The organism is Leisingera caerulea DSM 24564 (assembly GCF_000473325.1).
Taxonomy (GTDB): domain Bacteria; phylum Pseudomonadota; class Alphaproteobacteria; order Rhodobacterales; family Rhodobacteraceae; genus Leisingera; species Leisingera caerulea.
Window position 1 is genome coordinate 2969717 of record NZ_KI421513.1, and the last position, 26453, is coordinate 2996169.

26 protein-coding genes and 1 pseudogene are annotated in these 26453 nt (G+C 62.8%); 13 read left to right on the forward strand and 14 right to left on the reverse strand.

Translation table 11 applies throughout. From position 1 onward, the window contains the following. Positions 1-17 precede the first annotated feature (17 nt). A complete protein-coding gene (rsmA, locus tag CAER_RS0121730; protein ID WP_027237344.1) occupies positions 18-860 on the reverse strand; it encodes a 16S rRNA (adenine(1518)-N(6)/adenine(1519)-N(6))-dimethyltransferase RsmA in 843 nt (280 codons plus the stop codon). A 31-nt stretch (positions 861-891) separates the two neighbouring features. Here rsmA and CAER_RS30795 point away from each other — a divergent pair. After that, positions 892-981 (forward strand): annotated as a pseudogene (locus CAER_RS30795) (hypothetical protein); the annotation flags it as partial. Here CAER_RS30795 and pdxA read toward each other — a convergent pair. From pdxA to lptF, 5 genes are read right to left on the reverse strand one after another with little or no spacing between them, the layout of a single operon-like run. Then, positions 945-1916 (reverse strand): 4-hydroxythreonine-4-phosphate dehydrogenase PdxA, encoded by a 972-nt coding sequence (pdxA, locus tag CAER_RS0121735; protein ID WP_027237345.1) that lies wholly within the window; start codon positions 1914-1916, stop codon positions 945-947. The pseudogene CAER_RS30795 and the gene pdxA sit on opposite strands and share 37 nt — an antisense overlap. Beyond that, the gene (locus tag CAER_RS0121740) at positions 1913-3172 is read right to left on the reverse strand and encodes a peptidylprolyl isomerase (protein ID WP_027237346.1); all 1260 of its coding nucleotides are present in this window, start codon (positions 3170-3172) and stop codon (positions 1913-1915) included. Before CAER_RS0121740 ends, pdxA begins: the two co-directional genes overlap by 4 nt. After that, positions 3157-5337, reverse strand: a complete 2181-nt coding sequence (locus tag CAER_RS0121745) for an LPS-assembly protein LptD (protein WP_209320215.1) — start codon at positions 5335-5337, stop codon at positions 3157-3159. Before CAER_RS0121745 ends, CAER_RS0121740 begins: the two co-directional genes overlap by 16 nt. After that, positions 5321-6424, reverse strand: coding sequence for an LPS export ABC transporter permease LptG (gene lptG / locus CAER_RS0121750; RefSeq protein WP_027237348.1), 1104 nt, complete (start codon positions 6422-6424; stop codon positions 5321-5323). Before lptG ends, CAER_RS0121745 begins: the two co-directional genes overlap by 17 nt. After that, positions 6421-7539: an LPS export ABC transporter permease LptF gene (gene lptF / locus CAER_RS0121755; RefSeq protein ID WP_027237349.1), complete on the reverse strand. Its 1119-nt coding sequence runs from the start codon at positions 7537-7539 to the stop codon at positions 6421-6423. The genes lptG and lptF overlap by 4 nt, the downstream gene beginning before the upstream one ends. 191 nt (positions 7540-7730) lie before the next feature. Here lptF and CAER_RS0121760 point away from each other — a divergent pair, with 191 nt between their 5' ends. The 3 genes from CAER_RS0121760 to CAER_RS0121770 all read left to right on the forward strand — a co-directional run bounded on the left by CAER_RS0121760 (position 7731) and on the right by CAER_RS0121770 (position 10361). Further along, positions 7731-9206 (forward strand): leucyl aminopeptidase, encoded by a 1476-nt coding sequence (locus CAER_RS0121760; RefSeq protein WP_027237350.1) that lies wholly within the window; start codon positions 7731-7733, stop codon positions 9204-9206. A 6-nt stretch (positions 9207-9212) separates the two neighbouring features. Beyond that, positions 9213-9671: a DNA polymerase III subunit chi gene (locus CAER_RS0121765; protein WP_027237351.1), complete on the forward strand. Its 459-nt coding sequence runs from the start codon at positions 9213-9215 to the stop codon at positions 9669-9671. A 135-nt stretch (positions 9672-9806) separates the two neighbouring features. After that, positions 9807-10361, forward strand: a complete 555-nt coding sequence (locus tag CAER_RS0121770; protein WP_027237352.1) for a CHAP domain-containing protein — start codon at positions 9807-9809, stop codon at positions 10359-10361. Positions 10362-10387: 26 nt separating this feature from the next. Here the strand turns inward: CAER_RS0121770 and CAER_RS0121775 are convergent, their stop codons facing one another. The 4 genes from CAER_RS0121775 to CAER_RS0121790 form a co-directional block, all read right to left on the reverse strand. Beyond that, positions 10388-10804: a globin domain-containing protein gene (locus CAER_RS0121775; protein WP_027237353.1), complete on the reverse strand. Its 417-nt coding sequence runs from the start codon at positions 10802-10804 to the stop codon at positions 10388-10390. 117 nt (positions 10805-10921) lie between these two features. Continuing rightward, positions 10922-11503: a retropepsin-like aspartic protease family protein gene (locus CAER_RS0121780; protein WP_027237354.1), complete on the reverse strand. Its 582-nt coding sequence runs from the start codon at positions 11501-11503 to the stop codon at positions 10922-10924. A gap of 44 nt (positions 11504-11547) precedes the next feature. Beyond that, positions 11548-12168 carry a MarC family protein gene (locus tag CAER_RS0121785; protein ID WP_027237355.1) on the reverse strand — a complete coding sequence of 207 codons (621 nt, stop codon included), beginning with the start codon at positions 12166-12168 and terminating at the stop codon, positions 11548-11550. Then, positions 12165-14021, reverse strand: coding sequence for an ABC-F family ATP-binding cassette domain-containing protein (locus CAER_RS0121790; protein WP_027237356.1), 1857 nt, complete (start codon positions 14019-14021; stop codon positions 12165-12167). Before CAER_RS0121790 ends, CAER_RS0121785 begins: the two co-directional genes overlap by 4 nt. 200 nt (positions 14022-14221) lie before the next feature. On the opposite strand from CAER_RS0121790, the gene ndk reads away from it, so the two are divergent. Continuing rightward, complete coding sequence (ndk, locus tag CAER_RS0121795; protein WP_027237357.1) at positions 14222-14644, forward strand: nucleoside-diphosphate kinase; 423 nt, start codon at positions 14222-14224, stop codon at positions 14642-14644. 76 nt (positions 14645-14720) lie between these two features. Here the strand turns inward: ndk and CAER_RS0121800 are convergent, their stop codons facing one another. The 3 genes from CAER_RS0121800 to CAER_RS0121810 form a co-directional block, all read right to left on the reverse strand. Beyond that, positions 14721-15242, reverse strand: a complete 522-nt coding sequence (locus CAER_RS0121800) for a DUF4112 domain-containing protein (protein ID WP_027237358.1) — start codon at positions 15240-15242, stop codon at positions 14721-14723. After that, positions 15235-15405 carry a YqaE/Pmp3 family membrane protein gene (locus CAER_RS29345; protein ID WP_008553983.1) on the reverse strand — a complete coding sequence of 57 codons (171 nt, stop codon included), beginning with the start codon at positions 15403-15405 and terminating at the stop codon, positions 15235-15237. Before CAER_RS29345 ends, CAER_RS0121800 begins: the two co-directional genes overlap by 8 nt. 141 nt (positions 15406-15546) lie before the next feature. Further along, the gene (locus tag CAER_RS0121810; protein ID WP_027237359.1) at positions 15547-15894 is read right to left on the reverse strand and encodes a TfoX/Sxy family protein; all 348 of its coding nucleotides are present in this window, start codon (positions 15892-15894) and stop codon (positions 15547-15549) included. A 171-nt stretch (positions 15895-16065) separates the two neighbouring features. Between CAER_RS0121810 and CAER_RS0121815 the strand changes: the two genes are divergently transcribed. Beyond that, positions 16066-17295: a cytochrome P450 gene (locus CAER_RS0121815; protein ID WP_027237360.1), complete on the forward strand. Its 1230-nt coding sequence runs from the start codon at positions 16066-16068 to the stop codon at positions 17293-17295. Positions 17296-17322: 27 nt separating this feature from the next. Here CAER_RS0121815 and CAER_RS0121820 read toward each other — a convergent pair whose 3' ends face one another. Beyond that, entirely contained in the window at positions 17323-17937 is a 615-nt protein-coding gene (locus tag CAER_RS0121820) for a response regulator transcription factor (protein ID WP_027237361.1), read from the reverse strand. A 321-nt stretch (positions 17938-18258) separates the two neighbouring features. On the opposite strand from CAER_RS0121820, the gene CAER_RS0121825 reads away from it, so the two are divergent. The 7 genes from CAER_RS0121825 to CAER_RS28960 all read left to right on the forward strand — a co-directional run bounded on the left by CAER_RS0121825 (position 18259) and on the right by CAER_RS28960 (position 26102). Continuing rightward, positions 18259-18747, forward strand: a complete 489-nt coding sequence (locus CAER_RS0121825) for a putative pterin-binding protein (RefSeq protein WP_027237362.1) — start codon at positions 18259-18261, stop codon at positions 18745-18747. A 25-nt stretch (positions 18748-18772) separates the two neighbouring features. Then, the gene (locus tag CAER_RS0121830) at positions 18773-21256 is read left to right on the forward strand and encodes a hybrid sensor histidine kinase/response regulator (protein ID WP_027237363.1); all 2484 of its coding nucleotides are present in this window, start codon (positions 18773-18775) and stop codon (positions 21254-21256) included. A gap of 304 nt (positions 21257-21560) precedes the next feature. Next, a complete protein-coding gene (locus CAER_RS0121835) occupies positions 21561-22685 on the forward strand; it encodes an integrase arm-type DNA-binding domain-containing protein (RefSeq protein WP_027237364.1) in 1125 nt (374 codons plus the stop codon). 106 nt (positions 22686-22791) lie between these two features. Continuing rightward, positions 22792-22980 carry a helix-turn-helix domain-containing protein gene (locus CAER_RS29350; RefSeq protein ID WP_209320216.1) on the forward strand — a complete coding sequence of 63 codons (189 nt, stop codon included), beginning with the start codon at positions 22792-22794 and terminating at the stop codon, positions 22978-22980. Further along, the gene (locus CAER_RS0121840) at positions 22980-23393 is read left to right on the forward strand and encodes a hypothetical protein (protein ID WP_154667812.1); all 414 of its coding nucleotides are present in this window, start codon (positions 22980-22982) and stop codon (positions 23391-23393) included. Before CAER_RS29350 ends, CAER_RS0121840 begins: the two co-directional genes overlap by 1 nt. A gap of 182 nt (positions 23394-23575) precedes the next feature. After that, positions 23576-23815, forward strand: a complete 240-nt coding sequence (locus tag CAER_RS0121845; protein ID WP_118067767.1) for a helix-turn-helix transcriptional regulator — start codon at positions 23576-23578, stop codon at positions 23813-23815. Position 23816: 1 nt separating this feature from the next. Then, on the forward strand, positions 23817-26102 hold the full coding sequence (locus CAER_RS28960; RefSeq protein WP_051357836.1) for a VapE domain-containing protein: 2286 nt from the start codon (positions 23817-23819) through the stop codon (positions 26100-26102). Positions 26103-26453: the final 351 nt, after the last annotated feature.

Genomic DNA, 26453 nt, shown 5'->3' on the forward strand with positions numbered 1-26453 from the left:
AAATCGGGAAAGGAGGCTCAGGCCTTGGCCAGTTCGCGGGCCAGCGCGCAGAAGGCTTCCAGGCTGACCTGTTCGGCGCGCTCCGTGGGCGGGATGCCTGCGGCGTTCAGATGCGCCTCGATGTCAGGGGAAATCCCCTTGAGCGAGGCGCGCAGCATCTTGCGGCGCTGGTTGAAGGCGGCGGCGACTACGCGGGACAGGATCGTGGCATCGGCGGGGAAGCGCGGCTCGGGCAAGGCGTCCAGATGCACCACGGCGCTGGAGACCTTGGGCGGCGGGGTGAAGGCGCCGGGCGGCAGCGACAGCACGATGCGGGCATCGGCCCGCCACTGGGCCAGGATCGCCAGGCGGCCATAGGCTTTGGAGCCGGGCTGCGCCACGATGCGCTCGGCCACCTCGCGCTGGAACATCAGGGTGAGGCTCTGCCAGAACGGCGGCCATTCCTTGGGCGTCAGCCAGCGCACCAGGAGTTCGGTGCCGACGTTATAGGGCAGGTTGGCCGCGATGCGGATCGGCGGCGTGAGGTGTTCAAGCGGGTCGATTTCCAGCGCGTCGCCATTGATCACCTCAAAGCGGCCCGGGTAGGCGTCGGCGATCTCCTGCAGAGCGGGCAGGCAGCGGGTGTCCTTTTCCACCGCCAGCACCCGGCGGGCGCCTTCGGCCAGCAGGCCGCGGGTCAGACCGCCGGGGCCGGGGCCGATTTCCAGCACGTCGCAGCCGGTGAGATCGCCTGCCTGGCGGGCGATCTTGGCCGTAAGGTTCAGATCCAGCAGGAAGTTCTGGCCCAGCGATTTGCGGGCGGAGAGCTGATGCGTCGCGATCACTTCGCGCAGAGGAGGGAGGGAGTCGATGGCGCTCATGTCATCTGTACCTTGGGACATGGCGCGGGCCATGCGCCAGAAATTTCATGCCTCCGGCGGGGATATTTCCCGCCAGAAGAAGAATCAAGTGCTGGCGGCCATGCGCTGCGCCAGCTTCAGGGCCTCGATCAGGCTGGAGGGGTTGGCCTGGCCGGTGCCCGCGATGTCAAAGGCGGTACCGTGGTCTGGCGAGGTGCGGATGAACGGCAGGCCCAGGGTCACGTTCACACCGCGGTCGAAGTCCAGCGTCTTGATCGGAATCAGCGCCTGGTCATGGTACATGCACACCGCCGCGTCATAACGGGCGCGGGCGGCGGCATGGAACATCGTGTCGGCGGGGTGCGGGCCGGTGATGTCCAGCCCCTCAACCCGCATCTGGCCGATCAGGCCGTTGATCCAGTCAAGTTCCTCAGACCCCATGGCACCGCCTTCGCCCGCGTGCGGGTTTAGTCCCGCAACGGCGATGCGGGGCGACGCGATGCCGAATTGATCGCGCAGCCCGGCGGCGGTGATCTCAACGGTTTCGCGCAGCAGGCCCGGGGTCAGCACCTGCGGCACGTCTGCCAGGGCGATGTGGATGGTGGCGGGCACCACCCGCAGCTGCGTGCTGGCCAGCATCATCACCACGCGGTCGCGGCCTGCGAGCGCGGCAAGAAATTCGGTGTGGCCGGGGTAGGCAAAGCCCGCGCCGTCGATCAGCGCCTTTTTGTGAATGGGGGCAGTGCAGACGGCAGAGGCTTCACCCTGCTGCACCAGCCGCACGGCGGTTTCGATCGACTGGATAACACCGGCGGCGTTGGCCGGGTCGGCCGTGCCCTTGGACGCGCTGCCGCCGAAGGCGAGGGGCAGCACCGGGAAGTGGTCTGCGCAGGCTGCCGCGGCCTGTGCCGGGGCGGCGATTTCCTTGACCGGGGTGCCGGCGGGCAGGTGGCGCGGGTCGCCGATCCAGAAAAACGGGCAGGTTCCGCGCAAGGCGTCCCAGGCCTTGACGGCGATTTCCGGGCCGATGCCTGCGGGCTCGCCGCAGCTGAGTGCAATGGGCCCGGGCTGATTCATTTGATGTCGATCCGAGCGTCCGCGCGCAGCTGCTCCAGGTAGCTGTCAACCAGGGAGGTCATCCGCTGCGCCGCCAGCGCATTGGCTACGGTTTCGCGGCTGGCGCCTTCGCCCAGATCGGCGGTGCGGCCGCAGAGCATCAGCACCATAAGGGTCTGGCCATTGTTGCGGGTCAGCGCGGTGGAAGTCTCATTCGGGTCCAGCTTGGACAGTTCCAGAGCGATATCGCTGGGGATCTCAGAGGGCGGCAGGCTTTCGACCGCCAGAACCGACGGATCCTGCCCCTGTGCCAGGCCGTAGAAATCTTCGCAGGTGTCGACGCTGTTCACCACCTGCTGCGCGGCGGCCAGGGTTTCGGGCGTGCGTCCGCCGGGCAGGAAATAGGTGGCATATTCGATGGCGGTATAACGCGGGGCGGCGCCCTCGACCTCGCGCAGGCCGCGCATTTGGAACAGCGCCACGGCGCCCTGCAGCGGCAGCGGCTCAGAAATCTCGCCCGGTTGCAGCGCCAGCACAACTTCCTGCAGCTGCGGCGGCAGCTTGGTCAGCGGCATCCAGGGCAGGCGGCCGCCATCGCTGCGGCTGCCAGCCGCTGAATACTGGGCGGCAGCGGCAGAGAAACTGTCATAGCCCTTGAGCTGGGCCACCTGCTCCACCAGTTCCTCGACCTGGGCGGCGTTCTGGTCATTGACCGGCACGATGAATTCGCTCAGCAGGACCTGGACGCTGCCGCTGCCCGCCGTGCCCATGGCGCGGTCGATCTCTTCCGGCGTGGGGCGGGCGCGGGACAGGAAACGGGCGCGGGTGTATTCGCGCCAGCCCAGCCCGACCTTGGTGAAGTCGCGCAGCGTCTGCGGTGCAACGCCCTGCTGCTGCAGCGCGGTGAGGAAGTCGTTGAGCGAGAGGTTGGCGCGCCCGGCCAGTTCTTCCATGCCCGCTGTGATGTCTTCTTCGGTCAGTTCAATTCCGGCCTGCTTCAACACCTGCAGCTTGAGCCGGTCGTTGATCAGCTCTTCGCGGGCCGTCTCCAGCGGATCGCCCGGCACCCGCAGCGCGGCCTGAAAGCGCGCGCGCTGTTCCAGCTCATAGCGGGTGATGACCTGATCATTCACGGTGATTGCCGGGGCAAAGAGGTTTTGCGCGCCCGCTGGCAGGCCGCTCCAGGCCAGCCCTGCCGCCAGCGCCAGCGCGGCCGCAGTTTTGAGAGCACGGGAAAGGAAAGGTGCCGGGAACCGGGTATTCACGTCTTGCTGCATGACCGCCTGTACTGTTTGCTGCCGCTTTTTACGGAAAATCCGCTCAGCGAGATGGTAAAGCCGAAATCCGTTGTCGGCTCAACACTTGTTGTTGAGGTATAGCGGCGGTTGACCGAAACGTCGACCGTCACGCATTCGTTGCTGTAAGCTACGCCAAGGCCCGCGCGGGTGGCCTGGGCGCCGGCGATGTCATAGCGCAGCCGGGCACTGGCAGACCAGTTGGGGTTGATGTCATAGCGTCCGTCCACCCACAGTTCCGAGCTTTCCTCGTCCCGGTCTTCATCCGGATCGGTGCCCAGCCACAGGTATGTGCCGGCAAGGCTGGAGCGGCTGGTGTGCCATTCGCCGCGGAACTCTGCCTTGGAGAAGTTGAGCGAACCGTTCAGCAGGCCGCGGGTGGAGATCGCCAGGCTGTCGCCGTATTTGATCTGGCCCGCCAGCAGGATATCCGATGTGGTGCCGCCCAGGCCCGAACTTTTGGTGAAGCGGCCGTCGCCGTCGCTGCGCAGCACCTGGCCCGCGGTGGCATAGGCCTGCCAGCCGGTGGGCGCATAGCGGGCCCAGTTGGCGCCGTAGACCAGCGTCAGCCCGTCTTCGCGGGCGTCGGTTGCCGGGAAGCGCGACAGCGACAGCAGGTTGCCCTGGTCGAACTCGACAAAGCGGCTTTCCTCGCTGACCACGTCGCCGCCGCCTTCGTCGCGCCAGCCCAGTTGCAGGATCGGCTCCAGGTACTGGCTGGCGCCGCCGGCTTCGCGGCGGATCATCGGCAGGCGCAGGGTAAGCGCGCTGCGCGGCGTGAGGCGGGTGACTTCCTCGGTAAAGAAAGCGTCATCGTAGGCGCGGAAGGCATCGGCGGCGGCGCCGATCTCCCATTCCGCCAAGATGCCATAGCCCAGGCGCCAGCTGCGGCGCCAGTCGACGTCAGCGGTCAGCCGGGACAGATCGCGGCCGTTGCTGTCGGTGGCGGTGCCTTCGATGCTGGAGCTGCGGTGGTGGCCGTGGCCCTGCAGCGTCAGCCGCAGCTCGCCGCCGGTGAGGGCCGGGAAATAGCGGGTCTGATAGAAGGCCTCGGCGATGCCGGAGGGAATGTCGCTTTGTTCCTCGCTGTCGCGCAGGGTCTTGTAATGGGTGAACGAGGTGCGGAACAGGCTGTCGCGCTTGGACCGTGTCAGCACCGCCTCGGACCGCAGGCGGTCCAGATCGGGCAGGCCGTAGTCCGCGACATACGCGTCGTCCGAGACCGCCTTGACGTCGAAGGTGAAGCGGAAGTCGCGCGGAAGGTCGAACTGGCCTTCGCCAAAGATGTACCCGCGGTCCTCCCCGGAGAACAGGTCGTCGCGCGTATAGGCGGCGTTGAACTCGATCCTGCCGCGGCGGAATGCCTGGCGGTAGCGCACATCCAGCGTCTGGGTGCTGGAGGAGATATAGGGGGCCAGTGTCAGGTCGCGGTGCGGGCCGAGGGTGAAGAAATACGGCACCTTGATCCCGGTGCCGAGGTTCGAGGTGGAGCGCACCGACGGCACCAGGAACCCGCTGGCGCGGTCCAGCGAGGGATCCGGCAGACGGATCGCGGGGAAGTAGAACACCGGCACATCCAGCACCCTGAGCTGGGCGCTCTCGAAATAGAGCTGGCGTTCCTGCTGGTCGTGGATCACCCGCTCAGCCCGGATCTGCCACAGCGGCGGGCGGCCGTCGTCGCAGACGTGGCAGGAGGTGACGGCGGTTTTGTACAGCTGGGTGTAGCGGCCGCTGACCCGGGTCATTTGCAGCGAGGCCAGCTGAAGCTGCTGCTGAAACACCATTCGGGCGCCGGTCAGCAGGCCATTGCGCAGGTCGCGGTCCATCTCGGCGGCGTTGGCCAGAATGGTGATATCGCCGTTCTGGTCGATACGGATCGGACCCTCGATCTGCAGGGTGCCGTTGCTTTGGTCAAAGGTTATCTTGCGGGCGCGCAGCCGGATATTGCCCTGGAACGCCTCAACGTTGCCCTCGGCCACCAAGGTGCGGTCCGGGGTGATGAAGACCTGATCGGCCACCAGCATTGCGGGCTGCGCCGGGTCGGGGGGCGCTGCGGTCTGCGCCTGCAGTGCAGGGGCTGACAGCGCCAGCCAGGGCAGCACGGCAGAAAGAAGCAGCGCCCGGCGCAGGTTACCCGTCTTCGGCATGGAGAAGCAGTCCCAAGGTCAACAATATTGCAGCAGCGGGCGGCGCCCAGGCGGCCAGCGCCACCGGGATTTGCCCGTTCTCGCCAAGGATTTGCGCGAAATTGCGGATGAAATAAAGCCCGAATCCCAGCAGCACAGCCATCAGCACCGCCAGGCCGGTGCCGCCAAAGCGCGCATGCCGCATGGTAAAGGACGCACCGACCAGCACCATAGCGATCAGGAACAGCGGCCGGGCCAGTTCCGCCTGATAGCGGACCTCATAGCGTTTGGTGGTAAAACCTGCGGCGGACAGCTCGCGGATGGTGGCGGGCAGGTCATAGATCGAAATGCCGCTGGCAGTGCCCAGCGTGTCGCGGATGCGGTCGGTGGTCAGGGTCGTCGGCAGCTGCAGCTCGTCATGCGCTGCGGCGCCGGCTTCCGGGTTGATGCCTGCCGCGAGCGGCCAGGACTTGGCGTTGGTCAGGATCCAGTTGCTGCCGTCCAGCCGGGCGCTCTCCGCAATGATGCGGCGCACGGGGCCCCCGGCGTTGGTATAGGCGTGGATCGAAACGTCATGCAGGGTGATGTCGGCGGCATCGCCGCTGTAGCCCTTGGCGTGGATGACCGATTGGCCGCGGGCGCCGCCCTGGCGCAGCCACAGGCCTTCACCGCTGAGCGACAGGGCGGAAGGCCCGCCGTTGTGATAGGTTTCGGCCAGATCCTGATAGCGGTTGGCGGTGGCTGCCGCGATCGGGTTCAGCATGGTGACCGCCAGGGTGCCGATCCCGGCCGCCACCAGCACCGGTGCCGCCAGGGCCCGGATGCCGGAGCGGCCGATGGCCCGGGTCACCACCAGCTCGCTGCTGCGGGCCAGCCCGACAAACAGCACGATGGTGGTAAGGATCATGATCAGCGGCAGGAACTCGCTGAGCGCTGCCGGAATGTTTAGCAGGCTCAGGCCGATCAGCTGCGGCAGGCCCAGGCCGACCCCTTCGAAGCGGCGGATCTGTTCGTTCAGGTCTATCAGCACCACCAGTGTCATCAGAACCGCGCAGATCACCAGGAACCATTGCAGGAAGCGGCGCGCGTAATAGAGATCCAGCTTCATGCGGAGGCCTCCCGCCGGATGCGTTTGGGCCGGGAGGACAGGATCAGAAAGACCAGAGCCACGGACAGCCCCAGCAGGGTAGGCAGGTAGATCAGCGGCCACAGGCTGGGGTTTTCCAGAACCGGCTCGGAAACGACTCCGCGCAGGCCTTCGATGAAGATCAGCACGACAAACGCCAGGAAGGCCTGCCGCCAGACGCCGAAGCGGGAGAAGGTGCCCAGCATCAGCGCCGAGAATCCGATCAGGGCCACCGCAACGCACACCAGCGCACGGGCAAAGCGCAGATGCAGCTCTTCTGCTTGGGCCCCGGCGGAATACCCATCGGTGCGGGTGACCGCTGCGGTGCTGGTCATCAGCTCAAGGCTGGGGATGGCGCGGATATTGCGGGCCGGGTTCTCAGCTTTGCGCGCCAGGGTGCTGATATCGTAAGAGAAATCCGAAAAGAAGGTGGTCGACATCCGCTGGGTGTTGTTGTCCAGCCGCTGCGCCATGCCCTCCACCATGATCAGATGCGCGCTGCCTTCGTCGCGCACCAGAAAGGCGCGGGCGCCCGTATAGGTGACGGTGATTTCTGGGTCGCGGCGGTCCGACAGGAAGACATCGTTCAAGGTGCCGTCCGGGTCGATCTGCCGGATGTAGAAGGTGACGCCATCCACCGGATGCAGGAAGTCGCCCTCGCTCAGCAGTTTGGCGGTGATGTTGCGGGAGACTTCGCTTTCGCGCACCTCCAGCTGGCTGATCGAGGCGGGCAGCAGGTAATGGGTCAGGGCCGACATCATCAGCGCGGTGATGACGCCGAAGGCCAGCGCCGGGCGGGCCATCTGCCAGGGGCTGGTGCCGGTGGCGCGCAGCACGGTCAGCTCGCTTTCGCTGTTCAGCCGGTTGGTCACCCAGACCGAGGCGCCGAAGGCGGCGATCGGCAGCACCATGCGGATCAGGTTCGGCAGCGTAAGGGCGGTGAATTCCAGAAACACCAGCGCCGACTGGCCATTGCCGATGAGCGTGTCGAACAGCACCACGGCCCGGTTGACCCAGAACACGGCCACCAGAATCAGGGCAAAGAAGCCGAAGAAGAGCAGATACTGTGACAGCACATATCTGTCGTAGCGTGACACCCGATCCCCCCAGACCTTGCCATTGTTATTTTGCCGGACCTTAGTGGATTTGATTGGCGGGGAAAACTGCATTCTCGCACGGGGGCGGGATAGGCGGCGGTTTGCGGATGAGCGCGGGTCTGGCCAAGCGGCGCTGCGCAGGATACCTCTTGAGCCAACAAACAGGTGATACCAGCAGGAGTTCGCAAAAAATGAGCAGTCTTACCCCGATCCGTTTTGCCGAATATGACCCCAAGGCGCTGGCAGAGATGACCGGCCGCGTCGCGGTGATGGTCACGCCGGAGGGCAGCATGGACCAGGCAGCGCGGGCCGCCAACCGGCTGAGCAAAGGCGCCATTGCCCGTCTGATCGAGTCCGAGGGGTTCAAGAAGGCCAAGACCGGCGACGTGATTTCTGTGAGCTGGCCTGCAGGGATGCAGGCGGAGGCGCTGGACGTGCTGGTGCTGCCGCGTAAGCTGACGCCGGTCGAGGCGCGCAAGGCAGGCGCCAATCTGGCCAAGCGCGCCGCGGGCAAGCGTCTGACCGTGATGGCCGGAGGCATGAACAAGGCCGCCGACTTGACCCAGGGGATTGCGCTGCGGGATTATGCCTTCGACAACCACAAGTCGCCTAAGGACGACAAGCCTGAGGGCGAGGTGGTGATCGCCGCCAAGGAACCGTCGGAATTGGAAGCCGCCTGCGCGCCGCTGCTGGCGGTGGCCGAGGGCGTTCACATGACCCGCGATTTGATCAACGAGCCGGCCAATGTTCTGACCACCACCGAATTCGCCCGCCGCATCGAGGAGATGAAGGAGATCGGCCTGGAGGTCGAGATCCTGGAAGAAGCGGACCTGGAAAATCTGGGCATGCGCACGCTGCTGAGCGTCGGCCAAGGCTCCGACAGCCCCTCCAAGGTGGCGGTGATGCAGTGGAAGGGCGGCGCAGACGATGCCGCGCCGCTGGCGCTGGTCGGCAAGGGCGTGGTGTTTGACACCGGCGGCATTTCCCTGAAACCCGCGGCCGGCATGGAAGAGATGACCATGGACATGGGCGGCGCGGGTGTTGTGACCGGCACCATGAAGGCGCTGGCGCTGCGCAAGGCCAAGGCCAATGTGGTCGGTCTCGTCGGGCTGGTGGAGAACATGCCATCGGGCAACGCCATCCGCCCGGGCGATGTGGTGAAGTCAATGAAGGGCGACACGGTTGAGATCATCAACACTGACGCCGAAGGCCGTTTGGTGCTGTGCGATGTGCTGTGGTACGCGCAGGAGCAGTTCAAGCCTGCGGGTGTGATTGATCTGGCGACGCTGACCGGTGCGATTATCATTGGTCTTGGGCATGAAAATGCCGGCGTGTTCTCCAACGACGACGACCTGTGCAATGCCTTCCTTAAGGCCGCCGGCACGGAAGACGAGGGCGCCTGGCGGATGCCCTTGGGCAAGGCCTATGACGACCAGCTGAAATCGCGCATTGCCGACATGAAGAACGTCGGCGGCCGGCCCGCGGGCTCGATCACCGCGGCACAATTCCTCCAGCGTTTCATCAAGGAGGGCATGCCCTGGATCCATCTGGACATCGCGGGCGTGGCCTCGGTGAAGTCTGACACCTCTTATGCGCCCAAAGGCGCCACCGGCTGGGGCGTGATGGCGCTGAACCGTCTGGTCGCGGACAAATTCGAGGCGGAATAAACACTGATGGGGGCTGCCTATTTCTATCATCTGACCCGCAGACCGCTGGAAGAGACCTTGCCGGTCCTTCTGGAGAAGGCGCGCGGGGCGGGCTGGCGCATTGCGGTGCGCGGGCGCGATCCTGAGCGCATGGCCTGGCTGGATGACCGTCTGTGGCAGGGGCCGGAGGAGAGCTTTCCTGCCCACGGCCTAGCGGGCGGCCCCCATGATGCACTGCAGCCGGTCCTGCTGACGGCAGGGACGGAGGCCGCCAATGCACCCGATTGCGTGATGGCGGTGGATGGCGCCGCCGTCAGCGCTGAGGAAGTGCAGGCCTTGCAGCGGGTCTGCATCCTGTTCGACGGCACCGACCCGGAGGCCGTCCAGCACGCCCGCACCCAATGGAAGAGCCTGACGGACGCCGGCTGCTCCGCCCAGTACTGGTCGGAGGAAAGCGGGCGCTGGGAGAAGAAGGCAGAGAAGTAACCCGCCCAGCGCGCGCAATCGGCGGGTTTTTGCCAGTTTTCTTCCGAATTATTTCAATTGTGCAGGAAATGCTCGCGTGAACGCGGGCAGCGCAGTAATCCTCCCGGTCAAAAGATCCAGACACTGGGGGGACAGATGACTTTGAAGCGTGTGTTTCTGCGGCCGCGGCTGCTGCCTGTTGTTGGGGCGGTACTAATGTTGCTGGCAAATTGCGGTGCCCCCCAGAGCGGTTCTGTCGGCCGGGCCGAGGTCGACATCCAGCGTCTGGATTTTGCGGTTCAGGAAGTCCAATCCTTGCGGTCCAAAGGCAAGCGCGTGTGGTGCGTGCCGTTTGCCCGCAATGCCAGCGGCATCGAAATTTACGGCAATGCCAAGACCTGGTGGTCGCAGGCCAAGGGCCAGTTCAGCCGCGGGAAAGAGCCGCAGCCTGGTGCGGTGATGGCCTTTCAGGCAACCCGCTCCAATCCGCTGGGCCATGTTGCGGTGGTGTCCAAGGTCGAAAACCCCCGGCGGATCGAGGTGAACCACGCCAATTGGCACCGCAACAAGGTGTCGCTGGGCATGGCAGTTATCGACGTATCGGCGGCCAATGACTGGTCCGCGGTGCGGCTGGAAAGCAACCCGGGCGCGTTCGGGCGTGTTTACCCCATCGTTGGCTTCATCTCGCCGCCGCAGCCCGGCTCAGGATGAGGCACGAGACGTGAAGCAAGCGGCTGTCAGCTGTTCTGAATGCCGCCGCGCTGGATCATCCGGCCGGAAATCTCCTCAAAAGCCGTGCGCCACAGCGTTTCGAGCTCCGGGGTGAAATCGTCTTCCAGCGCGTTGCGCAGGGAGTCGATCAGTGCTTCCTCCATCGGGGCGAAGTGGGAGATGCGGACGCCCAGGCTAGCGTGTCGTTTGCCGAGTTCCTGAAAGTGCGGGTCGACGGCGGATTCATCGCCAAGCTTGGCAAGAATGACGCCCAGGGTTGTCATGAACTTCATACCCTGGCCTTCCAGATCCTCCCGGAATAGCTGCCGCAGCTCGGGCGCGTGGCGGAACAGCGCGTCATAGAAGAACGCGGGATCCCTGACGGCCTCGTCTCTCAGCTTGCTGTAACTTTCTCTCAGTTGTTCCAGTTCTGCGTCTGTCACGGGGATATCATACTCCTTTCTGGTGTCTCAGTTACTATCCAGCTTAGGAGCAAAGCAGCTGGAATTCCTTGATCCGGCTCAATAACCTGATTGGCGGCGCTGCGGTGACGGGAGAGGCTACCGTGTCAGGACCAGGGCACCGTTGCGGATCTCGATGCTGGACCAGCGCTGCAGGTAGCCCATGCCAAGCAGCGATTGTTCCAGCACCCCCTTGTTGACCCAGACACGCACGCCGGTATCGGTAATGCCGCCCAGCGACATTTCATCAATCCAGACTGAGGCAGTGCGCACTTCGCCATTGGCGGTCTGGGCGCGGCCGAGATAGGCGAGGTTTTCAGTATCAATGCCGGCGCGCCGGGCATCGCTTGCGTTCAGCACGACCTGGCTGGCGCCGGTATCGACCAGAAACTCAATGGGGGTGCCGTTGACATCCAGGGTCAGATAGTAATGCCCGTCCGGTGCGCGCGGCACCTCGACCCGGCCCGCATCCACCGCAACGTTCTGCTGCGGGCGCACGGTCTGGCGGATGTCCTGCCACAGCCCGTAAGACGCAATCACACCAAGGAAAATAAAGCCCCAGACGGCGAACATCTGCAGCGTCTTACCCAGGCTCTGGCGGTTTTGAACAAAGACCCAGGACCCCACTGCCACCAGCAGGATCGCCAGATAGATGAACCGCCCGATCTCATAGTCGCCCATTTGCGCACCTCCTGAACAGAATGTAGGCGTGCCAGGGCGGTATGCTAGCCGGCAAAGCCAAAGGCGCGCAGCCCGTCCAGCACAAACTGTACCGACAGCGCCGCCAGCAGCATCCCCAGCAGACGGGTGACCACGGTGATGCCGGTTTTGCCGAGCATCCGCTCGAACAAGCCGGAGAACAGGCACATCACCAAGAGGATCGCCAGCACCGCGATCACCACCCCCATGACCATGGCAAAGCCGGTGAAGCCGGGCTGCTGGCCGGTCAGCAGGATCACCGTGGCAATGGAGCCCGGCCCGGCCATCAGAGGGATTGCCAGCGGGAAGACGGACGGGTCGTCGAAATCATCCTCCTCGCTGCGGTCCTCGCGCCGTTTGTTGCGGCGTTCGAACAGCATGTCGAGCGCGGTCAGGAACAGCAGCGCGCCGCCCGCAACCCGGAAGGCGGGCATGGAGATGCCGATAAAGCCCAGTACGGCCTCGCCGAGGGCGGCAAATACCGCCAGCAGCACCGCCGCCGTGATGGTCGCCCTGAGCGCGATGGAGCGGCGGCGGGCAGACGGCATCCCTTGGGTCAGCGCGATGAAGACCGGCGTCAACCCGATCGGGTCGACAATGACAAACAGCGTCACAAAAGAGGTGATCAGAAATGCGGTGTCGATCATTGCGCCTCGGCCTGCTCCAGTTTCTCCAGCGCCTCCATCCACAGGCCTTCGGCCCGCTCCAGCGCCTCAATGCATTCAGCGTGCTTTTTCTGCCAGACCGCCATATCCGCAGCCTTGCCCGGCTCGTACAGGTCAGGGTCGGCGAGCTTTTCATCAAGCTTTTCGCGCATTTCGCTGAGCTTTTCCACCCGCGCCTCGGACTTGCGCACGTCGGCCCGCAGCGCAATCAGCACATCGCGGGAGGCGCGTTTGGGCTTGGCAGGTTTTGCCGCGCTGCTTTTGGCGGCGGGCTTTTCCCGCGCCAAAAGCAGCGCGCGGTAGCTTTCCAGGTCGCCGTCATAGGGTTTTACCGTGCCGTCCGAAACCAGCCACAGCCGGTCCGCCACCAGGCTCAGCAGGTGCATGTCGTGGCTGACCAGGATAACCGCGCCGGAATAGGCGGTGAGGGCCTCCACCAGCGCCTCGCGGCTTTCGATGTCCAGGTGGTTGGTCGGCTCGTCAAGGATCAGCATATGCGGCGCGTCGATGGTGGCGATCAGCAGGCTGAGCCGCGCCTTCTGGCCGCCGGACAGCCGCCCGACCTCGGTTTCCACCTGTGCGGCGCCAAGGCCGAAGCCCGCCAGCCGGGCGCGCCATTTCGCAGGCGCTTCATCCGGGCGCAGGCGGCGCAGGTGGTCCAGCGGGGTTTCATCGACATAAAGTTCATCCACCTGATGCTGGGCGAAATATCCGATGCGCAGCTTGCTGGAACGGGTCATTTTGCCGGCCATCAGCGGCAGCCGGTCGGCCAGCAGTTTCGACAGCGTCGACTTGCCCTGGCCGTTCTTGCCCAAGAGCGCGATGCGGTCGTCCTGATCGATGCGCAGGTTCAAGCGTTTCAGGATCTCAGTTTCGCCATAGCCGGTGATGCCGCCCTCGATATGGATGATCGGCGGGGACATTTCCTCCGGCTCGGGGAAAGTGAAGGCGCGCAGCGCTGCCTCCTGCGGGGTGGTGATCGGCTTCATCTTGGCGATCATCTTGAGGCGCGCCTGCGCCTGCACCGCCTTGGAGGCCTTGGCGCGGAAGCGGTCAACGAAGCTTTGCAGATGGGCGCGGCGGGCCTCCTGCTTTTTCGCCTCGGACTGGGCCGCCAGAATCCGCGCCGCGCGGGTCTCGGCAAATGTGTCGTACGGGCCCTGGTAAAGGGTGAGCTTCTTGTCCTCCAGATGCAGAATCGCACCCACCGCCCGGTTCAGCAGGCCGCGGTCATGGCTGACGATCAGCACCGTGTGCGGGTATTTTGCCAGATAGCTTTCCAGCCACAGCGCGCCTTCGAGGTCCAGATAGTTGGTCGGCTCGTCCAGCAACAGCAGGTCGGGCTGGGCAAACAGCACTGCCGCCAGTGCCACCCGCATCCGCCAGCCGCCGGAGAAATCGGAGCAGGGGCGTTTCTGGTCGGCGTCGTCAAACCCCAGGCCCTTGAGGATCGAGGCAGCCCGCGCCTCTGCCGACCAGGCATCAATGTCGGACAAACGGGTCTGGATTTCAGCGATCCGCGCCGGGTCGCTGGCGCTGTCAGCTTCGGCCAGAAGGGCTGCGCGTTCTGTGTCGGCGGCCAGCACCGTATCGGTCAGCGAAACATCGGAGGACGGCACCTCCTGCGCGACACCGCCGATGCGGGCCTTGAACGGCAGGGAGATGCTGCCGCCCTCCAGCGCCAGCTCACCCCGGATCAGGCGGAACAGGGTGGTCTTGCCGGTGCCGTTGCGCCCGACCAGGCCAACCTTGTGGCCGGTGGGAATGGTGGCGGATGCGCTGTCGATGAGCGGGCGGCCCTCGACCGAATAGGTGATGTCCTGAATGCGTAACATGATCAGCGGTGTGGCGCAGGTGCCGGAGGCTGTCAATCGGCCTGCCGCCTTACTCTTGATGAAAATACCCTCGCAGGAGGCACGCGCGGTTTCGCACGCCTCGAAAACGGCTTCCCAAGCGCGTTCAGCCATGTTACGCGGCGCGCGGAGTTTCCGGCCCGGGGATACGCCCTGCGGCCCATCAATCAGGAGAATGCCAAATGGCTCTGGAACGCACTTTCTCGATCATCAAGCCCGATGCAACCCGCCGCAACCTGACCGGCAAAATCAACGCCAAGTTCGAAGAAGCCGGCCTGCGCATCGTGGCGCAGAAGCGCATCCACATGACCAAGGAACAGGCAGGCAAGTTCTACGAAGTGCACGCTGAGCGTCCGTTCTACGACGAACTGTGCGAGTTCATGTCCTCCGCTCCGGTTGTTGTGCAGGTGCTGGAAGGCGAAAACGCCATTGCCAAGAACCGCGAAGTGATGGGCGCCACCAACCCGGCAGACGCAGCACCCGGCACCATCCGCGCCGAGTTCGCTGAATCGGTTGGCGAAAACTCCGTCCACGGTTCCGACGCTCCGGAAACCGCAGCCGTTGAGATCGCCTACTTCTTCTCCGGCATCGAGCTGGTCGGCTGATCACCCGGTTAGCGGGACAAAAATTGAAGGGGCTGCAGCGTTAGGCTTGCAGCCCCTTTTACATGGGTCGAGTTTTTCATGGGTCGAGGAACCGGTTCAGCGGGTGCTGCCGGATAACAGGCTGTTGCTGCTCGGGGCCCGTCCTGCTCCTGGCGTAGGAAAGCGAGCGGCCGAACTCGCGCGGCGCAGTCAGTTTCGAGAATGCCCGGCGCCCAAGGCGCTTGGGCAGGGGCTCACCCCTTGAGGCGGAGTCCTCCAAGTCGCGGCGCAGCAGCTCTGTGTTGCGGGTGTTCGACTTCCAGGCAACGTCGAACAGGTCACCCACCAGTGGCACAGAACCGATGACGGCGTCGATGCCGGTATTCGCCGCCATCCGGGCCAGCGTGCCGGTGGAGGCGCCCAGCTGGTAGCCGGAGTACAGAATGTAGCCCGCCGGCGCCAGTGCCAGGGCATCGCCGATACCGGGCACCAGACCTGCGATGCTGTCCCAGCCGACCCTCAGGCCGATACCGGGAATGCGGAACGCCCGGTCCATGCGCTGCGCCAGGCGCTCCAGCGATTGCAGCTTGGCCTCATGGTGTTGCGGCAGATCAGGCATGGCTCGGTGTCCTTGCGATGACCCAGACCGCGTGCACGATGCCAGGGATGTAACCCAGGAGGGTCAGCAGAATGTTCAGCCAGAAGTGCTTGCCAAGCCCAACCTGGAGAAAAACGCCAAGCGGGGGCAGTAGTACTGCGAATATGATGCGGATCAGGTCCATGCCGGTACTCCTTCTGTTGCACGCATTGCTGTATGGTTAACGGCTGAACCCGGAAAAAGTTGCATAGGAACCGGCGCTGCGGCTGACAGCTGTCATTTCACGGCGGGCGCGGACAGGGGGCGGCGCGCGCTGCGGCGCCGTTTACAGGGGCTTCAGGTCAGCAGGCACGGCGCGGACGCCGATGGCGTCCAGCTCCGCCAGCAGTTTCGAGCTGTGCTGTGGCCGGGTTTCAGCCTTGATCGCGTCAAAGCGTTTACGCAGCTCTTCCTTTTCCTTGCCCTTGCAATCATTCCAGGGGCGGCCCTGCAGTGCCATCACCAGAACGTAATAGCCGATGAAATGCGGCCGGGTGCCTGTTTCCAGCAGCCGGGCATAGGCCGCATCGGCACCTATGGCGCGCAGGTCTTCAGCCGAGGTGATACCGGCCCGGTGGCAGGCTTCCTCGTAAGCGGGGCCAAGATTGCGGATGGAGGAAATGGCTGTGTTCATGGTTTGTTTCTATCCGCTGAGGGCGCAGTTGTCACGCCGGAAACTGCCATATTCGTTAACCGCGCAGATGCGCCCTGACGCTGGGTCCTTTGCCGCGCTGCCCGATTGACAGTCGCAAATCCGCCAGAAAGCCTTGCGGTCAAGGCAAGCGGAACCGGTGGGAGAGCGGCGATGAAGGAAAGCCAGCAAGCAACTGTGAATGTGGAGGGTTTTGATCTGGCGAACCCGCCGGAGGGGTTTGCGGAGGATCCCTTTCCCTATTACGACGCTCTGCTGCGCGATGCGCCGGTGCTGCCGCAGCCGGACGGGTCGCTGCTGGTAAGCCGCCATGCTGATCTGGACCGGATTTACCGCGACACCACGTTGTTTTCTTCGGACAAGAAGAAGGTGTTTGCCCCCAAATACGGCGCAGGCTCGCCGCTGTTCGAGCACCACACCACCTCGCTGGTGTTCTCCGACCCGCCGCTGCACACGCGGGTGCGCAAGATCATGACCTCAGCCCTGACCCCGCGGGCGATTGCCAAGATGGAGCCGGGGCTGATAGAAACGGTGGATCATCTGCTGGAGGCGATGGCGGGCAAAGAGCAAGCGGATCTGATCGGCGATTTTGCCGCCTCCATCCCGATCCAGATCATCGGCAACCTGCTGGATGTGCCAATGGCGGAGCGTCGGCCGCTGCGCGACTGGTCGCTGGCCATCCTGGGTGCGCTGGAGCCTGTATTGAGCGCTGAGCAACTGGCCGCCGGGCACCGGGCGGTGGAGGAGTTCAAGGACTACCTTAGCGGTTTGATTGCCCGACGCCGGGCCTGCCCCGGCGATATCGAAACAGATGTGCTGACGCGGCTGATCCGCGGCGAGGGGGCCGAGGGCACGCTGAGCGAGATCGAACTGATCCAGAACTGCATTTTCATCCTGAATGCGGGTCACGAGACCACCACCAACCTGATCGGCAACGGGCTGGCACTGCTGCATGACTTCCCAGAGCAGAAGCAGCGGCTGCTGGAGGCGCCGGAGCTGATCAAACCCGCGATTGAAGAGATGCTTCGGTTCCGCTCACCCAATCAGCTGGGCAACCGGGAAACCACCGCAGAGGTGGAAATTGGCGGCCACCGGGTGGCGGCGGGAACCAATCTGCATCTGGTGATCGGCGCTGCCAACCGTGATCCGGAGGTGTTTGAAAAGCCGGCGGTTTTCGATATTTCCCGGAGCCCCAACCGCCATCTTGCCTTTGCCGGCGGCCCGCATGTTTGCGTCGGGCTGACGCTGGCGCGGCTGGAGGGGAAGATCGCAATTGAACGGTTTCTGCGCCGCTTCCTGCACTATCAGTTGCTGCCCGGGCGGGTGCCGGGCGGACGGATCCGGTTCAGGGGCTATGCGGCCCTGCCTGCCAGGGTGCGCTGATTCATTTCCCTTGGGCAGGTGCCTCAATCAGAATAGTCCGGCTTCCTTGGCGGTGAGCGCTGCCTGGGTGCGGTTCTTGGCATCCAGCTTGCGGCACAGGGTGCGCACATGCAGCTTGATGGTCACCTCCTGGAGGTCGAGATCGCGGGCGATTTCCTTGTTCGACTGCCCCCGGCACAGGCCGTTCAGCACTTCCAGTTCCCGCGGGCTGAGCTTCTTGGCCAGCGGGTGGGTGCTGGCCGCCGCTTCCTCGCGCATCAGATCGACCGGCACATAGATTTCGCCGGCGCTCATGAAGCGGACCGCGTTCAGAAGCGATTGCGCCCCCATGGTCTTGGGGATGAAGCCGATGGCGCCCGCATCCAGCGCCTCCTGCGCGGTGCGGGCCGGGGCGCTGCCCGAGAGGATGGCCACACCCTTGCCGCCATTGGCCGCCAGCGCCCTGGCCAGCCCGTCGAGCCCCATCATCCCCGGCATGTTGTAGTCGAGCAATACCAGGTCAAACGGGCCCTGGCCGGAAATCTGTTCGATCGCGCCGGACAGATCGGTGGCCAGCGCCACCTCGGCGCCGCCCTCGGACCGGAGGTAGGCGGAGATGGTTTCCCGTACCATGTCGTGATCGTCTGCCAGCAAAATTCGCATGATGCCCCTGGACCTGTTTTTCAACTCACGGTCCCAGTCTACAGCCACAAGTGTTTCAAAACTGTCAACTGGGGATTGCGCGCCCGCCTGGTAATAGGACATCTGTTGCTGCTCCTGTGCGTTTGCCGGAATATTATTGATATTAGGCCGGCCGGGCGGCGGCCGGTAAGCCAACATTAGGGTGCTGGCGCTACGCTTGCGGCTGGGCACCCTATACGGAAGGTCAGGATCCTATCCTCTGGTGCCGGTTTCCGGGCTGCGCCGATGTGGCATGGTTCCGGGGAAGTCGATGAAGGCATGAGGAGAGCTGGAATGAGAGGAATTATGTCGAGGGCCGCGGTGCTGGCTGCCCTGGTGGTCATGACCTGTGCCGCAGCTGTTTTCGCAGGCGAAGAGCCGCGGGTGCTGCTGTCCGTGCGTATGGACGGCGCGGCAGAGCCGTCGGCGCAGTACACGATCGAGGATCTGCGCGCGCTGGATCCCGTGACCTTTGAGACGGAAACCATCTGGACCACCGGCCCGCAGCAGTTCACCGGCGTGCCGCTGGCGGTTCTGATGGCGCGGATGGGCGTGAGCGGCGGCCTGATGGTGGCGCATGCTGTGAACGACTATTCGGTGGACATCCCGGTGTCGGACGCGGTTGAGGGCGGACCGATTGTTGCCTTTGAACGCAATGGCGCGGAAATGTCACTGCGCAACAAGGGGCCGCTGTGGGTGGTGTACCCCTACGACAGCAACCCGGCCTACAGGACTGAGGAGGTCTATTCGCGCAGCATCTGGCAACTCGACCGCATCGTGATCCAGCCGTGACCGGAGGGCAGGGGGCCGGCTGCTGATGCTTCACGGGTTTCCATCTGTACCGCGCTGGGTTCTGGCGCTGGTGCTGGCCATCGCTGCGGCGCTGGCGGCGCAGTCGGTGCGGCTGGGCCATCAGGTCCTGCAGGAGCTAGACGGGCTGTCGACCGCGGCCACTGACAACATGCAGTGGAACCTGTCCCAGGCCGAGGTGGAGCATCTGAAGCTGCAGACCGCGGTGCTGACGGCGCGCACGCCTGCCGATCTGGCCCGGCTGCGGCGCCAGTTCGACATTTATTACAGCCGGATCGCGACCTTCCGCGAAAGCCCTCTGTTTGCGGACTTGCGCCGCAGCCAGGGCGGGGCGGGGCTGCTGCAGCAGATGCAGGACCGCCTGGACCGGATGGCGGCAGTGGTGGACAGTGGCGATCAGGCGCTCTTGAACGGATTGCCAAAGCTTGAGGCGGAGCTGGAGGCAAACAGCGCCGACGTGCGTGAGCTGGCCTTGTTCGGAGTTGTCCTGCAGGTTGACGATACCAAGGACAAGCGGCTGCAGCTTTTCACTATCCTGTCCCGGCTGGGCTGGGTGGTGCTGGCGTTGGTGCTGGCGCTGGCGCTGGCGGCGCTGATGCTCGGGCGGCTGTACCGCAAGGGGCGTCAGATGGCGATCGAGCGCAGCCGGGCCGCGGCGCGGATGGAGGCAATGATCGCCTCGTCTTTGGACGCGATTCTGGTGGTTGGCGCCGACGGGCGGATCCAAGCCTTCAACGGCGCGGCGGAATCGGTTTTCGGCTACAGCCGCGAAGAGGCGGTCGGCCAGCCGATGGTCAACCTGATCGTGCCGGACCATTTGCAGGAGGCGCACAAGGCCGGGATGAAACGCTTCCTGCAAACCGGCGAAGCGCGGGTTGCGGGCAAGGGGCGGTTGCAGCTTGAGGCGCGGCGCAAATCCGGCGAGCTGTTTCCGGTCGAGCTGTCGGTCTCGGTCAGCCAATCGGGCACCGACATGGTGTTTGTCAGCTTCCTGCGGGACATATCCGAGCGGATCGCAGCGGAAGAGGAGCTTCGGCGCGCCCGCGATGATGCGCTGGCAGGCGAGCGGGCCAAGCACAATCTCCTGACGGTGATGAGCCACGAGATGCGCACGCCGCTGACCGGGGTGCTGGGTGCCATCGACCTGATCGAGGGCACCGGGCCGACACAGGAGCAGCGCCGCTATTTGCAGGCGATGCGGGTTTCGGGCGAGCTGCTGCTTCATCATGTCAATGACGTGCTGGAGCTGTCACGGCTGGAAGCCGGTGCTGACTCGGAAAAACTGCGGATTTTCGATCTGGAAGAGCTGGTCAGCGGCCTGGTTGAGAGCCAGCAGGCCAGTGCCAAGGGCCGGGGGATCGACCTGTCGCTGCACTGCAGCCTGAGTGGGAAACCCGTGGTCGCCGGCCGCCCCCGCGCGGTGCAGCAGGTGCTGTTGAACCTGATCGGCAACGCCTTGAAATTCACCAGAGAAGGCGCGGTGAGCATTGACGTGATGCGTTTGCCGGATGGCGAAACGGTGGAGTTCAGCGTGGCTGATACCGGCCAGGGCATCGCGCCGGAGAACCTTGACCGGATCTTCGAGGATTTCATTACCCTGGATGCCAGCTATGGCCGCAGCAGGGAGGGCACCGGGCTGGGGTTGTCGATCACCAAACGCCTGGTGGAGGCGATGGGCGGCTCCATCACCTGCGAAAGCGAGCCGGGCGAGGGCAGCCTGTTCACCATTGCACTGGCTCTGCCCGCGGCCAAAGCGCCGCCGCGGCAGGCCGAACAGGACCAGCCCCGGAACAAGGGGGCCTGCCGGCTGCTGATCGCGGAGGACAATGACATCAACCGCGAGCTGCTGGCCACCTTGCTAGGCCAGGAGGGGCACCAGGTCACCGCGGTGCCGGGCGGTGCCGAGGCGGTGCAGGCGGCCGGGGAGGGCCGGTTCGACCTTATTCTAATGGACATCAGCATGCCGGAGGTTGATGGGATTGAGGCGCTGCGCCGGATCCGCGCCAGGCAGCTGGCCGAGGGCACCGACATCGTTGCGCTGACCGCCCATGCCGCAGCGGAGGACCATGCCCGCATTCTGGAGGCAGGGTTTGCCGAGGTGCTGACCAAGCCGGTCAACAAGGCGGAACTTGCAGATGTGATTGCCCGCCGGGCCGGCGGCGGGGTCAAGGCGCTGCCCAGAACCGAATCCGATATCCACCAGTTCTTCGAGGCCTTGGGAAAGGATCGGGCGCGCAGCTTCCTGGTTTCCTTCTGTGATGAGGTGAGCCAGTTGCAGGACACGCTTCTGAGCGCTGCGGTGCTGGAGGACCCCCAGCGCAAAGAAGCGCACCGGCTGGCCGGATCGGCAGCAGTGCTGGGGTTGTCGGATCTTCGCAGGGCGATGCTGGCAATTGAAAAGGCGGAGCTGGGAGAGAACCCGCCCTTGGCACCGTTCCAGCAGGCTTGGGCCAGTGCGTCAATGATCCTGGCGCCGCATCTGCATTCCTGACGGTGCGGCAGCCGTTCTTGGCGGAGCATCTGGGAGGAGTGGGGGAGGCTGCCGAATCGGAACGGCTGGGGCAAGCCAAAAGGGGGCAAAGCATCTCTACTTTGACCCCTGTAAATCTGGCTCCGGCGGTAGGGATCGAACCTACGACCAATTGATTAACAGTCTGAGATTGCGAGTAAATCATGGTCCATTTTGGCTCATTCGGGGCGTACGACCCCTTGAAAACATAGCAATATCATCCCGGTAGCACCATCCAGGCCCACCTGGATTAATCGCAAACACTGTACTCGGGACTGTACTTTCCATGACCATATTCAAATTCACCGAGGCCCGTATCAGGGACCTTCCACTTGGCTCGGGCATCCATCGGGATACCGATGTGAAAGGGCTGATGTGCATCTGCCATAAGACCTGCAAGACCTTTTCTGTGCAAAGCGACGTCCGCCGGGAAAAACGGCACGTTCGAACCGTGAGGGTCAAGATCGGACGTGCTGACCATATCCGACTGGCCGAGGCCAGAAATGAGGCCCGAAAACTCATGGCCACGATCCAGTCTGGCGTTGATCCCACGGCGGGGCCGGAGTCCACCGGCATCACGTTGGAACAAGCCCTGAAGGAGCATCTAAAAGAGCGGGAACTTTCCGATGCTACGGTCAGGAATTACCAATACCATATGGACAACTACCTTGGGCGTCTTCGGCGTCGTGCAGTGGCTGACATTACGCGTCAGGACTGCCGAGAGCTTATGGACCAACTCACAAAGCGTCACGGCAAGACTACGGGTGGTTCGGTCATGCGCACCGTTCGAGCTCTTGTGAATACGGCCCGTCGCAATGACGAGACGATTGGGGCAAACCCGGTTGATGCCCTCCGTGTCCCTGCAACCCCGAAGCGGAAAGTCGGGGAACTGGACATGGCCGATTTCTGGTCCACCACCGAAGCTATGTCTCCCTTGATGCGTGACCTGCAACGGACGTTCCTTTTGACGGGTGCACGGAGAACATCTCTGCTTGGTGTGAAATGTGCCGACTTCGACACCGAGGCTGGCGTTCTGACCTTTACCCATATGAAAACAGGTGGAGCTTGGTCCTTCCCAACCGGCCGCTGGTTGACCGAAACCTTGAGGGCCAGAATGAAGGAGGACGAGCCTCTAAACTCGCCCTGGCTTTGGCCGTCACCCGGATCAGCCACAGGCCATGTTGCAGAACCAAAGCGGGCTGGTGTTCCGTCTCCGCACGCACTTCGCCACCATGCTCGGACGATGATGATTGCCGCTGGTGTGCCTTATGCAGAAGGGGCGCTTCTGTTGGGTCAAAGGCTTCCAGGGGCTTCTGGCGGGTATGTGCATCAGACGCATTTGGTTGAAGCCCTTCGTCCCCATTCACAAGCCTTAGAGGATTTGGTTTTGGCCAAGGCAGGCATTGCGTGAATGATGGTACGCCAGCTTAACTCGCTGGCATATCAAGACCTTGCAAGCTGATAACCTGATTTCATCGCTGTCCATTTGGACGCACTTGGATATTGGAGTTATCAGCATGAGCACCCCACACACTGACACCCCTTGGATGACAACCGAGGCCGCTGCCAAATACCTTTCGGTCTCACCTGGCACCATGCACAATTGGCGTAGCAAGGGCACTGGCCCGTCTTACCGGACCGTTGGCCGAATTGTCCGTTATCACCGTGACGACCTGGACGCCTTTATGATGTCGGGGGCAGCGTGATGCGAACGATTACAGTCACACAGCACCGAGACCCGATGCCGGACTATTCCGACGAAGAAGACCGGTACGAGATGGCCAAGATGCTCCTGCAAGAGGCTGAATTGGACAGCACCGATCCGGTTGAGCAGGTGATCGAGGCCAGTTGGGCTGCGGGCTTCAACGGCTTTGACGATGCCTGTCTTCGATTGCTTGCCGAGTTTCTGGGTCTTCTCCCGATTGATTGGATGCAAGACGAGCAGGGGAAAATAACCGTTCAATTCGGCACCGCTTTGGATGCGATCAACTCGAATGCAGACAACGTGAATTTCTGGGAAAACGGATACTTGCGGGACGAAGCCGCAAGACGTGAGCCGAACAGGTGGCGTGTCCATGAGGCGGAACTGGCAAGACAATTCCACCAGCATGTGACCTAAGACCAACGATCCGCTTTGAGGGTGAGGCTAAAGATTTCCCTACGCCAGCGTTCGTTGCGTGCGGGTCAAGTGTTGGTATGCGGGGGAATTTGGGCACGGTATTGTTCTGATCGATAGACCGGATTGCCACAGCCGCCTAGCAGGACAATCCGGTCGATACTTTAGCATATAGGAGGCCTGCCATGCCTGAGAATGAAGATAACGCCCCCAAGCCTTCTGGCACACCATTGAAAGACCTTCTGACGACGAAGGAAGCCGCAGCCTTGACCGGGCATCCGGCAACCACGCTGATGGCCTTCCGCAATCGCCGCAACAACACCAAATACAAGAATGCTGGCCCTGATTACGTAAAGATCGGGACGGCCGTTTTCTATGAGCGTTCTGTGATTGAGGCCTACAACGCCAATCGTGCGGGGGCTTGAAATGGGTGTTCATACCGATGCTTCGCAACTGACGCCCTTGCTGGCCAGTGGATACCAGCTTCTCCCTTTGCATAAGTTCTCGGCCGAAGATGAGATTAAGGGCAAGAAACGCAAACGGGGCAAGTCTCCGATTGATCGCAACTGGATAAAGCGAGCCTATAAATCCCAAGACCAAATCAAGCATATGGAGGCAGGGAATAATGTGGGCGTTCGTCTGCGACCCTTTGAAATGGTCTTGGATGTGGACCCACGGGCATTTCCTGAGGGACAGACCTTGGCGTCCCCAATCAACCCATTTGTCGAACTGGTTCTTTGGACTGGCATGGACCCGGACCTCTATTCGACCGTGGAAACCGGCTCGGGTGGCCTCCACATCTACATGACCAAGCCAGAGGATGTTTCCACCAGAGACAGCCTAAACGATCAGTTCCCCGGCATTGAGTTCAAAACGGTTGGCCGTCAGGTTGTTGCTCCTGGCTCGATCCATCCCGACACCCTGAAAACCTACACATGGAAGGCTGGCACTCCTGAGCTTGATGCTTTCGGTGCTGAGGCTGCACCTAAGGCCCTTGTCGATCTGATCCGAAGACCGTCAGGCAGCGTGGCAACTGGCGGGGGCGAGCACGATCAGGAAGAATTGGCTCAGATGCTTGAACATCTGGACCCAGCCGACTTTTCAGATCACGACGATTGGCTCACTTTGATGCAGGCCTGCCACCATGCAACGGCAGGGGAGGGCCGTCAGGAGTTTGTGGATTGGTGCACACAGGACCCCGCATATGCCGATCACGGGACCCTGATCGGCATCCGATGGGACAGCCTTCACGCCGACAATGACGGAAATCGTATAACTTTCCGCACCCTGCATAAACTTCTGAGAGACGCAGGGGCCGAAGACGCCATTCCGAGAACGCCGGCAGCAGATGATTTCGACGACGACCTGGACCAAACCGGAGTGCCAGCAGGGGCAATAACCACGCCCAAGAGGAAGCCGGTGCATGAAGGTGGTTTGATCGTCAACAAGAAGATCGGCATAGCCCCCGACACAGCGAAGAATGCCCTGAAGGCAATTACCGGCTCCAAGCTCGATCCAAGGTTTGACGAGCTCAAGCAGCGGGTTGTTCTGATGGGTGAATTGCCCTGGGGTGAAGGCTATGGCCGTGTGCTGACTGACAAGTTGCTCTTGTTGGCCCGCACGTTCTTGATGGAACAGCACCAGCGTAAGGACTACCAGCCGTCCAAGGAAAACGTGCAGGACGCAATCACAACGGTTGCCTATTTCTACAAGTTCAATCCGATCTTGGACTATCTGGATAGCCTGACTTGGGATGGGACAAGCCGGGTGAAAGACCTCTTCACTGTTGCCTTTCAATGTGGCCGGGACGAATATACCGAGGCCGTCTCACAATGCTTTATGGTCGGGGCCGTATCTCGTCAAAGGCAACCCGGCTGCAAGCTGGACACGATGCCAGTCATCAAGGGGCCGCAAGGCTCTTTGAAATCTACGGGCATTCGGGACCTGTTTTCCCTGGATTGGTTCAGTGACGCAGAGCTTGGTGATCTGAGGAACAAGGATGCAGCCATGAACCTGGAAGGTGTCTGGGTGCATGAGTTTGCCGAATTGGCCGGTCTTCGGGCAAGTGACATGGACGTTCTCAAGGCGTTCATGTCCCGAGCCACAGACAGGTATCGGACACCCTATGGTCGCAACACCGAAGATCATCAACGCCGTGTTGTTTTTGCGGGCACGGTGAACGAAGGCGGATACCTGAGCGACCCAACGGGTGCTCGGCGTTTCTGGCCGTTGGAAATGGCCTCCGGGTCCAGGGTTGATCTGGGCTGGATTGCCGAGCACCGGGACCAACTCTGGGCCGAAGCTGATGCATTGTTCAAATCGGGCATCGGTCACGTATTGCCCGAGCCTTTGTGGTCGATGGCAGCAGAACGCCAGGCAGATGAAACGGTTGATGATCCTTGGGTTGATAAGCTGGCTGTCATGCTCAGCTATCGGCAAACGGAACGGCAGGCCTTTGAGACTGGCACGGGTGATTATGCCGAAGAAATGATCGATGGGAAGCGGGTTGCCTCACCGTTGCGTGAGCCTCCCCCCGCCGACAAGGTGCATACCCAGGACCTGCTCAGCTATCTCGGCTTGGAAAGCGACCGGCAGAATAAGGGCCATGCGCAGCGTTTGCGGCGTTCTATGGAAACCCTGGGCTGGAAGCACAGACGGGGCGTCAGGTTGGGTGGCCGTGTTTCGGCAGGGTATGTCCGAGCCGATGAGTGACGTTCTGGCAATCGGAGCGTATCAATTCGGTCACGGCGTTGACGGTCGTTGATCTTTGTTGACCTGAGGCGTCGCTTCTAAGGCCTTGTTTCGGAACACTTGTTGACGATGTTGATCATGTTGATCTTAAAGCAATATATCTTGGTAGAATAAGCCGATTAGGCATAGGTCACGGACCAGGACATAGGGGCAGTGTGCAATCCGGATATATATAGCGAAAACGGTCAACGAAGATCAACGTCGTCAACAAAGCAATAAAAACAATGCGTTACGGAAAGCTCCAAAAACGCCTTGTTGACGTAGAAATCTTCCAGCCTGGAAGACCGGGACTGCACAACGTTGTGAGCCGGC

What these genes read in the sequence shown, in the direction of transcription:
- rsmA (WP_027237344.1), bottom strand. Translation starts at nt 860, where the DNA reads ATGAGCGCCATCGACTCCCTCCCTCCTCTGCGCGAAGTGATCGCGACG.
- pdxA (WP_027237345.1), bottom strand. Translation starts at nt 1,916, where the DNA reads ATGAATCAGCCCGGGCCCATTGCACTCAGCTGCGGCGAGCCCGCAGGC.
- CAER_RS0121740 (WP_027237346.1), bottom strand. Translation starts at nt 3,172, where the DNA reads ATGCAGCAAGACGTGAATACCCGGTTCCCGGCACCTTTCCTTTCCCGT.
- CAER_RS0121745 (WP_209320215.1), bottom strand. Translation starts at nt 5,337, where the DNA reads ATGCCGAAGACGGGTAACCTGCGCCGGGCGCTGCTTCTTTCTGCCGTG.
- lptG (WP_027237348.1), bottom strand. Translation starts at nt 6,424, where the DNA reads ATGAAGCTGGATCTCTATTACGCGCGCCGCTTCCTGCAATGGTTCCTG.
- CAER_RS0121760 (WP_027237350.1), top strand. Translation starts at nt 7,731, where the DNA reads ATGAGCAGTCTTACCCCGATCCGTTTTGCCGAATATGACCCCAAGGCG.
- CAER_RS0121765 (WP_027237351.1), top strand. Translation starts at nt 9,213, where the DNA reads ATGGGGGCTGCCTATTTCTATCATCTGACCCGCAGACCGCTGGAAGAG.
- CAER_RS0121770 (WP_027237352.1), top strand. Translation starts at nt 9,807, where the DNA reads ATGACTTTGAAGCGTGTGTTTCTGCGGCCGCGGCTGCTGCCTGTTGTT.
- CAER_RS0121780 (WP_027237354.1), bottom strand. Translation starts at nt 11,503, where the DNA reads ATGGGCGACTATGAGATCGGGCGGTTCATCTATCTGGCGATCCTGCTG.
- CAER_RS0121785 (WP_027237355.1), bottom strand. Translation starts at nt 12,168, where the DNA reads ATGATCGACACCGCATTTCTGATCACCTCTTTTGTGACGCTGTTTGTC.
- CAER_RS0121790 (WP_027237356.1), bottom strand. Translation starts at nt 14,021, where the DNA reads ATGTTACGCATTCAGGACATCACCTATTCGGTCGAGGGCCGCCCGCTC.
- ndk (WP_027237357.1), top strand. Translation starts at nt 14,222, where the DNA reads ATGGCTCTGGAACGCACTTTCTCGATCATCAAGCCCGATGCAACCCGC.
- CAER_RS0121800 (WP_027237358.1), bottom strand. Translation starts at nt 15,242, where the DNA reads ATGCCTGATCTGCCGCAACACCATGAGGCCAAGCTGCAATCGCTGGAG.
- CAER_RS29345 (WP_008553983.1), bottom strand. Translation starts at nt 15,405, where the DNA reads ATGGACCTGATCCGCATCATATTCGCAGTACTACTGCCCCCGCTTGGC.
- CAER_RS0121810 (WP_027237359.1), bottom strand. Translation starts at nt 15,894, where the DNA reads ATGAACACAGCCATTTCCTCCATCCGCAATCTTGGCCCCGCTTACGAG.
- CAER_RS0121815 (WP_027237360.1), top strand. Translation starts at nt 16,066, where the DNA reads ATGAAGGAAAGCCAGCAAGCAACTGTGAATGTGGAGGGTTTTGATCTG.
- CAER_RS0121820 (WP_027237361.1), bottom strand. Translation starts at nt 17,937, where the DNA reads ATGCGAATTTTGCTGGCAGACGATCACGACATGGTACGGGAAACCATC.
- CAER_RS0121830 (WP_027237363.1), top strand. Translation starts at nt 18,773, where the DNA reads ATGCTTCACGGGTTTCCATCTGTACCGCGCTGGGTTCTGGCGCTGGTG.
- CAER_RS0121835 (WP_027237364.1), top strand. Translation starts at nt 21,561, where the DNA reads ATGACCATATTCAAATTCACCGAGGCCCGTATCAGGGACCTTCCACTT.
- CAER_RS29350 (WP_209320216.1), top strand. Translation starts at nt 22,792, where the DNA reads ATGAGCACCCCACACACTGACACCCCTTGGATGACAACCGAGGCCGCT.
- CAER_RS0121840 (WP_154667812.1), top strand. Translation starts at nt 22,980, where the DNA reads ATGCGAACGATTACAGTCACACAGCACCGAGACCCGATGCCGGACTAT.
- CAER_RS0121845 (WP_118067767.1), top strand. Translation starts at nt 23,576, where the DNA reads ATGCCTGAGAATGAAGATAACGCCCCCAAGCCTTCTGGCACACCATTG.
- CAER_RS28960 (WP_051357836.1), top strand. Translation starts at nt 23,817, where the DNA reads ATGGGTGTTCATACCGATGCTTCGCAACTGACGCCCTTGCTGGCCAGT.